Source organism: Cupriavidus sp. P-10 (assembly GCF_003402535.2).
GTDB lineage: Bacteria > Pseudomonadota > Gammaproteobacteria > Burkholderiales > Burkholderiaceae > Cupriavidus.
In genome coordinates, this window is sequence record NZ_AP025170.1 from 1,079,847 (window position 1) to 1,093,214 (window position 13,368).

The following is a 13,368-nucleotide window of genomic DNA, read 5'->3' on the forward strand; positions in this document are numbered from 1 at the left end:
GCCCGGGCACGCCCAATCTGGCGACGGTACTGGCCGCACCTTTTCTCGCATTTCAAGTTACTGGAATGACTGTCTCTGACCCGACGAGTTCCGCCGCTGGCGATCCCTCCGACCAACGTGGCGCGGGCGCCACACCGGCGCCGACGGATCCCGCGGCGCGTGCCTCGGGCGAGGGGCCCGGGACCATGACCGCCGGCGCCTTTGCCGTCTCCGCGGCGCAGGCATTGCCGCAGGGTCTGCAGATGGCCGATTGCGGCGGCCACGTATTGTACTCGGCGGCGTATTCGCACTACGCGCGGCGAGTGCTGCAGGCCCGCCCCGAGTTGCCGGCGGTGATCGCCGCGGCGGCGGGGCAGCCGCTCACTCGCGCATGGATGGAGGCGCGGCTGCAGGCGCTGCATGAGCCTTCCGCGGATGCCGAGGAAGCCACCAAGCGTACCTTGCGCCGGCTGCGCGCCGAAGTCATGTGCGTGGTGATCGAGCGCGACCTGCGCGGCCTGGCCCCGCTGGGCGAAATCACCGGCGCCATGACCGACCTGGCCGAATTGGTCGTCCAGCACGGCCTGGCTGTGCTCGGCGCGGATCTCGCCGCCACCTTCGGCCGCCCGGTCGGGGAGCAGAGCGGCGAGGTGCAGGAGCTGGTGGTGGTCGGCATGGGCAAGCTCGGCGGGCGCGAGCTGAACGTCTCGTCCGACATCGACCTGATCTTCCTGTATGACGAAGATGGCGACACACAGGGCGGCACGCGCAGCCTGTCCAACCACGAGTATTTCATCCGCCTCGGCCGCCGCCTGATCAACCTGCTTGCCGAAGTGACCGCCGACGGCTACGTGTTCCGCGTCGACATGCGGCTGCGGCCCAATGGCGACGCCGGTCCGCTGGCGTGCAGCCTGGGCATGCTGGAGGAATACCTGGTGGTGCAGGGGCGCGAGTGGGAGCGCTACGCCTGGATCAAGGGCCGCGTGGTGTCGGCGCTCGACACGCCGCACGCGCAGCGCACCGCCGGCCTGCTGGCGCGCCTGACCACGCCGTTCGTGTTCCGCCGCTACCTGGACTACGGCGTGATCGCGGCGATCCGCTCGCTGCATGCGCAGATCCGCAGCGAGGCGGCCAAGCGCAGTGGCGGGCTGTCGGGCCACGGCATGAACATCGGCAGCCAGCGTTCGTTCAATATCAAGCTCGGCCGCGGCGGGATCCGCGAGATCGAGTTCATGGCGCAGGTGTTTCAGCTGATCCGCGGCGGCCAGGACCCGGCGCTGCGGGTCCGGCCGACCCTCGAAGTGCTGGGCGTGGCGGTCGGACGCGGCCTGCTGCCGGCCGGCCAGGCCGGGCAACTGGGCGACGCCTACCGCTTCCTGCGCCAGCTGGAACACCGTCTGCAATACCGCGACGACGCGCAGACCCATCATCTGCCTACCTCGGAAGACGAGCAGCAGGCAGTGGCGCAGATGATGGGCTGCGCAAGCTGGACCGAACTGCTGGCGCGCCTGGCGGCGCTGCAGGACCCGGTGGCGCAGCAGTTCGAGGCCACCTTCTCCGATCCCGACGCCGCGCCCTGCGAAGCGTTGTGGCCCGATATCGTGCTCGACGACAACGCAGCGCGCGCGCAGGACAACCCGCAGGAGGATGCCGCCGCGCAGGCACAGGCCGAGGAGGGCGGCCAGGGAGGGTGCGACGATGATGCCACGCCGTGCGGGCGCCTGCAGGCGGCCGGCTTCACCGACTGCACCGGCCTGCTCGACCGGCTGCGCGCGATCGCGTCGTCGCTGCGCTACCGCGCGCTGTCCGAATCCAGCCGCACCCGCTTCGACCTGCTGGTGAACCGCGCGCTTGACCTGGCCGCGCGCCAGGACGACGCCGACAGCACCATCGCGCGCTTTATCGACTTCCTCGAGGCGATCAGCCGGCGCGCCTCTTACCTGTCGCTGCTGTCCGAGTTCCCGCAGGCGATGGACCGCGTCGCGCAGACGCTGCACGCCTCGCGCTGGGCCGCGGCCTACCTGACGCGCCACCCGCAACTGCTCGACGAACTGCTCGACAGCGATGCGCTGGCCGGCGCGCCCGACTGGGCCGCGTTCCGCAAGCGCCTGCACGAGCGGCTGCTGGCCGCCGAAGGGCAGGTCGAGCACCAGATGGACATCCTGCGCCGCGAGCACCATGCCGAGACCTTCCGCGTACTGCTGCAGGACCTGCAGGGCATGCTGACGGTGGAGCAGGTGGCCGACCGCCTGTCGGACCTGGCCGACGCCATGCTCGATGCCACGCTGGAGACGGTGTGGCGCCAGCTTGCCACGCGCCATCGCGACACGCCGCGCTTCGCGGTGATCGCCTACGGCCGGCTTGGCGGCAAGGAGCTGGGCTATGCCTCGGACCTCGACATCATTTTCCTGTATGACGACGAGCACGAGCGCGCGCCCGACGTCTATGCCGCCTTCGCGCGCCGGCTGATCACCTGGCTCACCAGCCATACCGCGGCCGGCGCGCTGTTCGACGTAGACACGCGGTTGCGCCCCAACGGCGCCGCCGGCCTGCTGGTCACCAGCTTCGACGCTTTCCGCCGCTACCAGCTGCGCGAGGGCGACAACACCGCATGGGTGTGGGAACACCAGGCGCTCACGCGCGCGCGCTTCTGCGCCGGCGACGCGGCCATCGGCGAGCGCTTCGAGGCACTGCGCGACGAGGTGCTGCGCCAGCAGCGCGATGCCGCGGTGCTGTGCGACGAGATCGTGCAGATGCGCCGCAAGGTCGCCGAGGGCCATCCCAATCCCACCAGCCTGTTCGACCTCAAGCATGATCGCGGCGGCATGGTCGACATCGAGTTCACGGTGCAATACCTGGTGCTGCTGCACAGCCGCGCGCATCCGCAGCTGACGCGCAACGCGGGCAATATCGCGCTGCTGCGCGAAGCCGGCGAGCTCGGGCTGATCGATGCCGCGCTGGCCCTGGCGGTGGGCGATGCCTACCGGCTGTTCCGCGCACGCCAGCACCAGTTGCGGCTCGACGGGCAGGCGCACGCGCGCGTGGCGGCGGAATCGGTCTCCGCGCAGACGGCGCAGGTGCGCACGCTGTGGCGCGCGGTGTTCGGTGAGGACTGAGGCCGCAGCGGCCGCAGTTGCAGCGGTGGCCCCGAGCCGGCCCGCCGGTGCTTCGTGGCCGGGGCTGCTGGCGGCGATCGCGCTGGTCTGGGCGCTGTCGGCCTGCTTCACCTTCGTGCCGTGGTGGCACGCACACGGCCTCTACCTGCGCGATGCGGTGCGGCTCGACGGCCAGTGGTGGCGGCTGGCCACTGCCATGTGGGTGCACCTGAACGCCATGCACTGGCTGGCCAACGCACTCGCGGCCGCGGGCCTGCTGGCCCTGGCCGGGCGTGTGGCGCGGGCGTGGGCCATGCTGCTGGTGCTGGTGGCCTGCGGCCTCGCCGCGCAGGCCGCGCTGCTGCGCGTGCCATCGGTCGGCTGGTATGGCGGCTTGTCGGGCGCCTTGCACGGGCTGGCGCTGTGGGGCGGGCTCAGCCTGTTGCGCACGCCCGGATTGTCGCGCGTGCTCGGCGTGATCCTGTGCCTGGGTGTGCTGGCCAAGGTCTGGATCGAGCAATCGTGGCTGGCACCGGTCCTCCTCGATCCGTCATGGGGCTTCGGTGTGGTGCGCGCCGCGCACGCAGCCGGCGCGGTGGCCGGGCTGCTGTGCTGGGTGGTGCAGGAGTGGCGGCTGGCGCGGCGGCCACTGCGTGGCGTTGACGACGACTGAGCCGTGTCCGCAGCACTGGCAGCACCGGCCAGCACTGGCCAGCACTGGCCAGCGTCAGGCGCGCCGGCGCAGCGCGAAGCCGAGCAGTCCCGAGCAGGCCAGCGCCAGCGCCAGCCAGTGTGGCACCGCACCGCCGCCACCGCCGCCATTGGACGGGGCCGGTTCCGCGGGCGCCGGCGGGGCTGATATGGCCGCCGCCAGCGCATTGTCGGCATCGAGCAGGCCGGCGCCGCACACGCCCGGGTTGGTGGTGCAATAGGTGCCGGAAGGGTGCGGCCGCGCCGACGACTTCAACGCCGCGGTCACCTGCGCCGGCGTCAGCGATCCGTTCAGCGCAAACATCATCGCCACCACGCCCGACACCATCGGCGCCGCGAAGCTGGTGCCCTGCGACGACGACACCGTGTAGGCCCCGAACGAAGTGCCGCCGTCGTTGCCCAGCGTGCGGATCACCGACGGCGTAGTGGTGCACGATCCGTTCTGCACGCGCGAGTTGCCGCAGCCGCCGCCCGGCGCGCTGAGCGCGACCTGCGGGCCGATGTTGGCATAAGTGGCGTTTTCGCCGTCGTTGGCGTGGGCCGTGACCGCGATCACGCCGCTGCAGTCGGCCGGCGCTTCGACCGCGCTGCGGTTGTTGCCCGCCGCCGCCACCACCACCACGCCGCGCGCGTTCAGGTCGTTGACCGCCTGCTGCTCGATGCTGCTGCACGTGCCGCCGCCCAGGCTGATATTGACCACGCGCGCCGGCGTGGGATTGGCCGGCACGCCGGGCACCGACATGCCGCCGGCCCAGCGCATGCCATCGACGGTATCGGACAGCAGTGCGCCGCACCGTCCCGAGACCCGCACCGGCAGGATGCGCGCGCTCCAGTCCACCGCGGCAATGCCGTCGCCGTTGTTGGTGGCCGCGCCCAGTACGCTTGCCACGCGCGTGCCGTGCCAGCTGTTGGTCGTGGCGTCGGTGGTCGGGGCGGAACTGCCCGGGCAGGTAAAGCCAGCGGGGACATTGTCGCCGGTGTCGGTGGCATCGCCGTCGCGCCCGTCGCCGTCGTTGGAGACGGTGGTGGTGCTGATGAAGTCATAGCCCGGCAGCAGCCGGGGGGCCAGGTCGGGGTGGTTCAGCGTCCCGGTATCGACCACCGCGATCACGATGCCGCTGCTGCCGCGCGTGCGGTCCCACGCGCGCGGCAGGTTGACGCCGCCGACCGTGGTGCCGGTGCCCAGCAGGTAAGGCTGGTTGGCGCGGAATTCCGGATCGTTGGGCAGCGTGTCGTGCAGCCGCAGCCAGCGGTCCGGCACCGCGTCGGCAACACGCGGGTCCAGGCGCAGGCGCGCGGCCGCGGCTTCGGGGTCGGTGGCGAGGTCGTCCGGCACCTGCAGCAGGTCCACGTTGCCGCCCATGGGCCGGCGCAGCGTGGCGGCGATGCCGGTACGCTCGCGCAACTGCTGCAGCTGGCTTGCCGCCTGCGCGGGGGCTGCCGACGCGGCCGGTGTCCTGCTGGCCGCGTCCGGGGTGATGGTGGAGGCGGTGCCATCGCGCCAGCGCACGATGATCTGGCCGGTATAGGCTGCGGCCGGGGTGGCCGGGGTGGCCGGGGTGGCCGGGGTGGCCGGGGTGGAGGCGCCGGTGGCGCTGGCCGCGAATGCCGCGCTGGTCGGTGCCGTGGCGCACAGCGCGGCGATGGCGATCAGGAATACCCGCCATCGATGGACCGGGATGCAGCGACGGAAGACGGACTGCGCGGAATGCGGCATGTATTCCTCCAGATGCACCCCGCGCGGCATTGGCCGCGCAAGGGAATCTTATGTAGGGAATACGATCCGCTGCGGTTGTGCAAGGGCTACCGAAGGTTTAGAACCCGGCGCTTGCGGACAGGTCCCGGGCGCGGGCTCAGCTCTTCGGCATGTCCCGGCTGGTCGGCATGGTGCGGTTGGGCTGGATGAGCCGGTCCGGCTCGGCGGTCTCGATGCGTGGCGTAGCGCGCAGGGTATCCACCGCCTGGTCGATGGTGGCGTCGGCCGAACTGGAAATGGCCGTCACCAGCCACACGCCGCCCGACATCGGGCGCTTGACCACGTAGCGGATCGGGCCCTTGATCTCGGCCAGCAGCTTGCCCGCATCCTCGGACATGTCGACCGCGGGCGGCTTGAAGCGGACCATGATGTCGCCCAGCGCGCGGTCGTCGGTGATGCTGTCCGGCGGCGGGGCAGAGGCCCCGGAGTGCGCCTGGCAGCCGGACAGTGCCAGCAGTGCGGCCGTGGCCGCGGTGGCCAGGGCCAGTACGGCGCGCAAGGGGCGGTGGCGGCGGCCTGCCGGCGGCGCGTGGCGGGTCATGATGAGACTCCTGTGAAAGTTGGTTCGGTAGGCCGGGAGGCCAGCGCTAGTCGGGGCGCCAGCTGGGACGCCAGTCGGGGCTCCACCTGGGACGCCCGGTTGGGACGCCGGTTGGGACGCCGGTGGGGACGTCAGCCGGCGGCGCGCCGGCCGCGCCGGCTTTCCTTTGCCGTGCCGCGCGCCGGGGCGCCGGCCTGGCCTTCGGCGCCTTGCGCCAGCATCTCTTCGGCATGTTGCAACGTGGTCGCGGTGACGGTGGCGCCTCCCAGCATGCGCGCGGTCTCGACCACGCGCCCGGCCGGGTCGAGCATGCGGATGCGCGATCGCGTAACCGAGCGCGTGACCGAGCCCTCACCGCCATCGGTGGTCTCCTTGCTGACGAGCAGGTGCGTGCCGGCCTGCGCGGCGACCTGCGGCAAGTGGGTCACGCACAGCACCTGGCGCGCGCGGCCCAGTTCCTGCAGGCGCCGGCCGACAACTTCAGCGACGGCGCCGCCGATGCCGGTGTCGACTTCGTCAAAGATCAGCGTCGGCGTGGGCGAGGCCTCGCTGGTGATCACCGAGATGGCCAGGCTGATGCGCGCCAGTTCGCCGCCGGAGGCGACGCGTGCCAGCGGCCGCGCGCTGACGCCGGCATGGCCGGCCACCAGGAACTCGACCTGCTCCAGCCCGTAGCTCTGGCCTTCTTCCAGCGCGTTCAGCGCGGCGACGAAGCTGCCGCCCGCCATCGACAGGCCCTGCATGGCTTCGGTGACCGCCGCCGACAGTGCCTGCGCCGCTTGCTTGCGCGCATGGCTGAGGTGTTGCGCCAGCGTCAGGTAGGCGGCCTTGGCCGCGGCTTCGCGCGCTATCACCTTGTTCAGGTCCTGCGCGGCCTGCAGGTCGTCGAGTTGCTGGCGGCGCGCCAGCAGTTCGTCAGGCAGCTGCTCGGGCGGCAGGCGGTACTTGCGCGCGGTGGCGTGCAGCCCCTGCATGCGTTCTTCGACGGCCTGCAGCCGTTCGGGATCCAGTTCGAGCCGGTCGACGTAGCGGGTCAGCGAGTGCGCGGCTTCCTCGGCCTGCACTTGGGCGGGCTCGAGCGCGGCCAGCACGTCGCGCAGGGCGGGATCGACGTCGGCCAGTTGCTGCAGCCGATGCACGATCGAATTCAGCGCCGACAGGACCGAGCCGTCGGCCTCGGACAGCGCGTCCAGCGCCGCGCGGCTGCCGTCGATCAGGCCGGCGGCGTGCGACAGGCGGTTGTACTCGGCCTGGATCTCTTCCCATTCGCCCGGCTGCGGATTGAGCTTGTCGAGCTCGCCCACCTGCCATTCCAGCCGCTCGCGCTCAAGCTGCATCTCGCGCGACTGGTGCTCGACCGCCTCGCGCTGGCGCACGCAGGCGCGCCACGCGCGCCAGGCCTCGGCCACCGCACCGGCCTGCTGGGTCAGCCCGGCGTGGGCGTCGAACAGCAGCCGCTGCGCATCCGGGCGCAGCAGCAGCTGGTGCGCGTGCTGCCCGTGGATGTCGACCAGCTGGTCGCCCACTTCGCGCAGTTGCGCCAGCGTGGCCGCGGCGCCATTGATAAAGGCCTTGCTGCGGCCGCCGGCATCGACCGTGCGGCGCAGCAGCACCGAGCCGGCGCCATCGGCGCCATCGCCGGCATTGAGTTCGCGCTCGGCCAGCCAGGCGTCGAGCGCCGGGTGGGTCGAGAAGGTGGCGCTGATGCTGGCGCGGGCAGCGCCTTCGCGCACGATGCCAGCATCGGCGCGCTCGCCCAGCACCAGGGCCAGGGCGTCGATCAGGATCGACTTGCCGGCGCCGGTCTCGCCGGTGAAGACGGTGAAGCCAGTGGTGAAATCCAGGTCGAGCGAGTCGACGATGACGAAATCGCGGATGGACAGGCTGCGCAGCATCGTGGCGGAAAGTGAGATCGGTCCGGGAGGTCGGGCTGGCGTCGGATCGGGGTGGCTAGCTCGGGCTCTGGGGGCGGCTCAGAGGCGGTTGTCTTCGGACGGGTATTCGTGCCAGTGCAGCTTCTTGCGCAGCGTGGCGTAGTAGTTGTAGCCCACCGGGTGCAGCAGGTTGATGCTCTTCTCCGAGCGCCGCACCACGATCCGGTCGCCGGGCAGCAGCGAGGTCAGCGACTGCATGTCGAAATTGACGCTGGCGTCGCGCGCGCTGGCGACTTCGATGGTGACCTCGGCGTCGTGCGGCAGCACGATCGGCCGGTTCGACAGCGCATGCGGGGCGATCGGCACCAGCACCACGCCAGACAGCGTCGGGTGCAGGATCGGGCCGCCGGCGGACAGCGCGTAGGCGGTCGATCCGGTCGCGGTCGACACGATCAGGCCGTCCGAACGCTGGTTGTACATGAAGTAGCCGTCTACGGACACCGCCAGCTCGACCATGCCGGAAATGCCCGAACGGTTCACCACCACGTCGTTCAGCGCCAGCGCGGAAAAAATGACGTTGTCGTCGCGTACCACGCGTGACTCGAGCAGCAGCCGGTTCTCGGCCTCGTAGCGGCCGTCGAGCATGTCGGGCAGCACCGTGTGCGCGTCTTCCAGCGCGATGTCGGTCATGAAACCGAGCCGCCCGTGGTTGACCCCGATCAGCGGCACGTCGTACCCGGCCAGCTGGCGGGCAATGCCCAGCAGCGTGCCGTCGCCGCCCAGCACCACCGCCACGTCCGCGTGCTTGCCGATTTCCTCGGCCGACAGGGCAGGGTAGGCGGTCAGCCCGGTGGCCAGCGCGGTCTCGCGCTCGAACACCACATCCTGGCCGTTGCGCAGGATATAAGAGGCAATCTCCTCCAGCGGTCCTTCGATGCCGGCAGTCGAGTAGCGGCCCACCAGGGCGACGGTGTTGAACGAAGTGCGCAAGGCGCTGGCTCTCGGGGGGGCGGACATGCCGGGATTAGACCATACCGCCGCTGCCCTTGCCAGCAGGCGCCGGAGCCGCAACCCAGGCGGGGCGCCAGAAGGTCTAAAACTTGCGTAAAATCGGGACATCATGGATGAACGTTCCAAAACGCTGCTCAAGACCCTGATCGAGCGCTACATCGCCGAAGGCCAGCCGGTCGGATCCCGCACCCTGTCGAAGTTCTCGGGGCTGGACCTGTCGCCGGCGACCATCCGCAATGTGATGTCCGACCTGGAGGAAATGGGCTTTATCGCCAGCCCGCATACGTCGGCCGGCCGCATCCCGACGCCGCGCGGGTACCGGCTGTTCGTCGATTCCATGCTGACGGCCAAGCCGCTGGAGCGCAACGCCGACCTGGCCGAACTGACCGGCCAGATCCAGGGCCAGCTCGGTGCCCAGCAACTGGGGCCGCAGCGCATGATCACGGCGGCGGCGCGCACGCTGTCCAACCTGTCGCACTTCGCCGGCGTGGTGATGACGCCGCGGCGCGCGCAGGCGTTCCGGCAGATCGAATTCATGCGCCTGTCCGACAAGCGCATCCTGCTGATCATCGTCAGTCCCGAGGGCGATGTGCAGAACCGGATCATCCAGACCGAGCTGTCATACACCCCGGCCCAGCTGATCGAGGCGGCCAACTACTTCAACTCGCACTACACCGGCATGAGTTTCGACGCCGTGCGCAGCCACCTGCGCGTCGAGCTGCGGGACCTGCGCCGCGACATGTCGCAGCTGATGCAGGCGGCGGTCGAGGCCGGCAGCGTGGCCGACGACGAGGAAGACGACCACGTCTATATCAGCGGCGAGCGCAAGCTGCTGGAAGTGGAAGACCTGTCTTCCAGCATGGACAAGCTGCGCCGGCTGTTCGACGTGTTCGAGCACAAGACCAGCCTGCTGCAGCTGCTCGATGTCTCCAGCCACGCGCAGGGCGTGCAGATCTTCATCGGCGGCGAAAGCCAGCTGGTGCCGCTGGAAGACATGGCGGTCATCACCGCGCCGTACGAGGTCGACGGGCAGATCGTCGGCACCCTCGGCGTGATCGGCCCGACACGCATGGCATACGAGCGCGTGATCCCGATCGTCGACATCACCGCGCGGCTGCTGTCCAGCGCGCTGAGCCAGAACCAGTGACGCGGCTGGCCGGTCTGACAAGCTGCCCCATTCCTACCGAGCGCCGACTTTGGCGGCGCGCCACCATGGCGCGTTCCCGGCCGTGCGCCAACCCGGAAGCGACATGACGTTTTCACCCGAACCGGTCTACCAGCACGGCCAGGCGCCGCGCACGGCGATCCTGCTGGTCAACCTGGGCACTCCCGACGCACCCACGCCCAAGGCGGTGGGGCGCTACCTGAAGGAATTCCTGTCCGACCCGCGCGTGGTCGAGATCCCGCGCGCCGCCTGGCTGCCGCTGCTGCATGGCGTGATCCTGCCGTTGCGGTCACGCGCGTCGGCGCTGAAGTACGAGTCGATCTGGCTGCGCGAGGCGCATATGACCGGCTCGCCGCTGCTGGTCTACAGCGAGCGCCAGGCGCACGCGCTGCAGCGGCTGCTGAACCAGAACGGCCATGAAGTCACGGTGGCGTGTGCCATGCGCTACGGCAACCCGTCGATCGCCTCGGTGATGGAGGCGCTACGCCGCCAGGGCTGCGAGCAGGTGCTGGTGCTGCCGATGTATCCGCAGTATTCGGGCACCACTACTGCCACCGCGTTCGACGAGGTCTTCCGCGTGCTGGGTCAATGGCGCAACCAGCCCGAGCTGCGGCTGGTCAAACATTTCCATGACCACCCGGCGTATATATCGGCGCTGCACCAGCAGATTGGGGCCTACTGGTCACGGCACGGCATGCCCGACTTTGCACATGGCGACAAGTTGATCCTGTCGTTCCACGGCGTGCCGCGGCGCACGCTCGAGCTGGGCGATCCGTATCACTGCGAGTGCGTGAAGACCGGCCGGCTGCTCGGCGATGCGCTGGGCTTGCAGCCGGGGCAGTACCAGGTGACGTTCCAGTCTCGCTTCGGCAAGGCGGAGTGGCTGCAGCCTTACACGGCGCCCACGCTGGCTGAGTTGGGCAAGGTCGGCGCCGGGCGGGTCGACGTGTTCTGCCCGGGCTTCCCGGCAGACTGCATCGAGACGCTGGAGGAAATTGCAATGGAAGGGCAGACCGCATTCAAGGTGGCCGGGGGCAAGGAGTTCCACTTTATCCCTTGCATGAACGACTCGGCGCCGTGGGTGGCCGCGATGGCGGAGATTGCCCTGCAGCACCTGCAGGGATGGCCGCTCAATACGCCGCACCCGCATGAACTGGAAGCGCGCCGCTCGCGCGCACAGACCCGGGGAGCCGCAGCATGAACGTGGATTATGAGGCGGATGCGCGCCAGCGCATCGACAAATGGCTGTGGTGCGCGCGCTTCTTCAAGACGCGTTCGCTCGCGGCAGAGGCGGTGGAGCGCGGCAAGGTGACCGTCAACGGCCAGCTGGTCAAGAACTCGCGCGAAGTGCGGCCCGGCGACAAGGTTGTGCTTGAAGCACACCAGCAGCGCTGGGAGCTCCAGGTGAAGGGCGTTGCCCCGGCGCGTGGGCCGGCACCGGTGGCGCAAACGCTGTATGAAGAAGGCGCGGACAGCCAGGCGCGCCGGCAGGCCGAGGCCGAGCGCCGCCGCCTGCAGCCGGAACCCGCCGCGCAGCTGCAGGGGCGGCCGACCAAGCGCGACCGCCGCCGCATCGATGATTTCCGGCACTGAGGCCGCCAGCAAGTTGATAAAAGACACGCGGCGGCGCCGGCAGGGTGCCGGGCCGCCGCGGTGTGCGCGTGCGCCGGGAAGTTGCGCGGATGCCTATTCCTGCGAGACTTCCTGGCTGACGATAGGAACGATGTAGTGCTTGAACACCGCCTTGCCGCTGCCATACTCGGTATCGCGCGGCGTGAAGGCGCCGGACAGGCAGATAAAGGCGGTCATGACCGCCAAGGCGGCCACGAGGCAGAGTGTCACAACTGGCAGCTTATGCATGGCCAACCTTTCCGAAGCGGTGCAAAAATGAACCATCTCCAGGGCCCCCGGCATTTTTGTCATTTTTCTTAATGAGAATCTTAGTGAGTGCAGTGCAGCGAGGCAATAAGGCGTCAATTGCATAACTCACGCCTTTGTAACCGCTTGTTTCCGCGTCTCGCCGGCGCCACTCTTGAAATCCGGCGCATCGCCACCAATTGCCCGCTAAACACGCCGATTGACCCATCGCGGCCGTGCCCACGGACGGCCGCGCCAATGCATTGATACGGATCGACATGGAAGAACTGAAGCAGACGCCATCCAACCCGACGCCCAACGACGAAGCCAGCGCTGCCGCCGCGCAGGAGAACGCCGCGCCGGAGGCTGCCGCCGTGGAGGACGTGGCGGCCCAGCTGGCCACCTTGGAAGCCAAGGCGCGTGAGCACTATGACCTGTACATGCGTGCGGTCGCCGAAGGCGAGAACATCCGCCGCCGGGCGCAGGACGATGTGGCCAAGGCCCACAAATTTGCCATCGAAAGCTTCGCCGATAACCTGCTGCCGGTGATGGACAGCCTGCAGGCCGCGCTCGCGGACGGTTCGGGCGACATCGCCAAGCTGCGCGAAGGCGTCGAACTGACCGCGCGCCAGCTGGCCGCCGCGTTCGAGCGCGGCAAGATCGTCGAGCTGAACCCGGTCGGCGAGAAGTTCGACCCGCACCGCCACCAGGCCATTTCGATGGTGCCGGCCGAGCAGGAAGCCAACACCGTCGTCACCGTGCTGCAGCGCGGCTACACCATTGCCGACCGCGTGCTGCGCCCGGCGCTGGTGACGGTGGCGGCACCGAAATAAGAGGGATCAGGAAAGCCAGGACCGCCTGGCGGTGGACGATGCGCCCGGTGCCTCTCAGGCCCGGGCGTTTTGCCTTGTTTTGTCTTTGCGGGAGCCAACCATGTCAAGCGAATCGCCGGCCGGCGGGCCGTCCGCGGACGAAGCCGCGGCACCCCATCTCGACCACCGCGCCTTCGAGGCCTTCGGCATGCGCCAGGTCGATGACGGCAGCATCGACGCCGCGATTGCGCAAGCCGGCGATGCGCTGGTGTGCGTGTTCTTCTGGGGCGTGGATTGCTTCAATTGCGAGATGGCCAAGAAGGCCATGCTCGCCAATCCCGAACCGATCCGGGCGCTGGGCCTGCACTGGCTGCACGCCAACGTCTATGAACATCCCGCGCTGGGCAAACGCTTCGGCCTGCACGGCATCCCGGTCTTCATGTTCTTCCAGAACGGCAAGAAGCTGGGTCGGGCGACCGGCTGGCATGGTCACGGCCAGTTCGCGGCCGCCGTTGCCAATGCCCGGCTGAAGGCGGACGGCAGGCCGCTGGCGGGCTGAGTGGCCAG

Annotated in this window: 12 protein-coding genes; 7 read left to right on the forward strand and 5 right to left on the reverse strand. The window is 69.6% G+C overall.

Translation table 11 applies throughout. From position 1 onward, the window contains the following. Positions 1-65: 65 nt before the first annotated feature. Together glnE and rrtA are read left to right on the forward strand one after the other, a co-directional pair. On the forward strand, positions 66-3,095 hold the full coding sequence (gene glnE, locus CTP10_RS05000; protein WP_199414504.1) for a bifunctional [glutamate--ammonia ligase]-adenylyl-L-tyrosine phosphorylase/[glutamate--ammonia-ligase] adenylyltransferase: 3,030 nt from the start codon (positions 66-68) through the stop codon (positions 3,093-3,095). Positions 3,096-3,120: 25 nt separating this feature from the next. Beyond that, the gene (gene rrtA, locus CTP10_RS05005) at positions 3,121-3,747 is read left to right on the forward strand and encodes a rhombosortase (protein ID WP_233527960.1); all 627 of its coding nucleotides are present in this window, start codon (positions 3,121-3,123) and stop codon (positions 3,745-3,747) included. A 54-nt stretch (positions 3,748-3,801) separates the two neighbouring features. Here rrtA and mprA read toward each other — a convergent pair whose 3' ends face one another. From mprA to CTP10_RS05025, 4 genes are all read right to left on the reverse strand, one after another. Then, the gene (gene mprA / locus CTP10_RS05010) at positions 3,802-5,502 is read right to left on the reverse strand and encodes an MprA protease, GlyGly-CTERM protein-sorting domain-containing form (RefSeq protein ID WP_116317864.1); all 1,701 of its coding nucleotides are present in this window, start codon (positions 5,500-5,502) and stop codon (positions 3,802-3,804) included. Between the two features lie 136 nt (positions 5,503-5,638). Further along, on the reverse strand, positions 5,639-6,082 hold the full coding sequence (locus tag CTP10_RS05015) for a hypothetical protein (protein ID WP_116317594.1): 444 nt from the start codon (positions 6,080-6,082) through the stop codon (positions 5,639-5,641). Positions 6,083-6,213: 131 nt separating this feature from the next. Beyond that, complete coding sequence (gene recN / locus CTP10_RS05020; RefSeq protein ID WP_116317595.1) at positions 6,214-7,977, reverse strand: DNA repair protein RecN; 1,764 nt, start codon at positions 7,975-7,977, stop codon at positions 6,214-6,216. Positions 7,978-8,055: 78 nt separating this feature from the next. Then, complete coding sequence (locus CTP10_RS05025) at positions 8,056-8,973, reverse strand: NAD kinase (RefSeq protein ID WP_116317596.1); 918 nt, start codon at positions 8,971-8,973, stop codon at positions 8,056-8,058. A gap of 103 nt (positions 8,974-9,076) precedes the next feature. Between CTP10_RS05025 and hrcA the strand changes: the two genes are divergently transcribed. The 3 genes from hrcA to CTP10_RS05040 all read left to right on the forward strand — a co-directional run bounded on the left by hrcA (position 9,077) and on the right by CTP10_RS05040 (position 11,725). Next, entirely contained in the window at positions 9,077-10,114 is a 1,038-nt protein-coding gene (hrcA, locus tag CTP10_RS05030; RefSeq protein WP_116317597.1) for a heat-inducible transcriptional repressor HrcA, read from the forward strand. A 103-nt stretch (positions 10,115-10,217) separates the two neighbouring features. Further along, a complete protein-coding gene (gene hemH, locus CTP10_RS05035) occupies positions 10,218-11,333 on the forward strand; it encodes a ferrochelatase (RefSeq protein ID WP_116317598.1) in 1,116 nt (371 codons plus the stop codon). Continuing rightward, complete coding sequence (locus CTP10_RS05040) at positions 11,330-11,725, forward strand: RNA-binding S4 domain-containing protein (RefSeq protein WP_116317599.1); 396 nt, start codon at positions 11,330-11,332, stop codon at positions 11,723-11,725. Before hemH ends, CTP10_RS05040 begins: the two co-directional genes overlap by 4 nt. A 93-nt stretch (positions 11,726-11,818) precedes the next feature. Here the strand turns inward: CTP10_RS05040 and CTP10_RS05045 are convergent, their stop codons facing one another. Then, positions 11,819-11,992 carry a hypothetical protein gene (locus tag CTP10_RS05045; RefSeq protein ID WP_199414505.1) on the reverse strand — a complete coding sequence of 58 codons (174 nt, stop codon included), beginning with the start codon at positions 11,990-11,992 and terminating at the stop codon, positions 11,819-11,821. A gap of 275 nt (positions 11,993-12,267) precedes the next feature. On the opposite strand from CTP10_RS05045, the gene grpE reads away from it, so the two are divergent. Both grpE and CTP10_RS05055 read left to right on the forward strand, forming a co-directional pair. Continuing rightward, positions 12,268-12,822, forward strand: coding sequence for a nucleotide exchange factor GrpE (gene grpE / locus CTP10_RS05050; RefSeq protein WP_116317600.1), 555 nt, complete (start codon positions 12,268-12,270; stop codon positions 12,820-12,822). A gap of 100 nt (positions 12,823-12,922) precedes the next feature. Next, positions 12,923-13,360 (forward strand): thioredoxin family protein, encoded by a 438-nt coding sequence (locus CTP10_RS05055; RefSeq protein ID WP_116317601.1) that lies wholly within the window; start codon positions 12,923-12,925, stop codon positions 13,358-13,360. Positions 13,361-13,368: the final 8 nt, after the last annotated feature.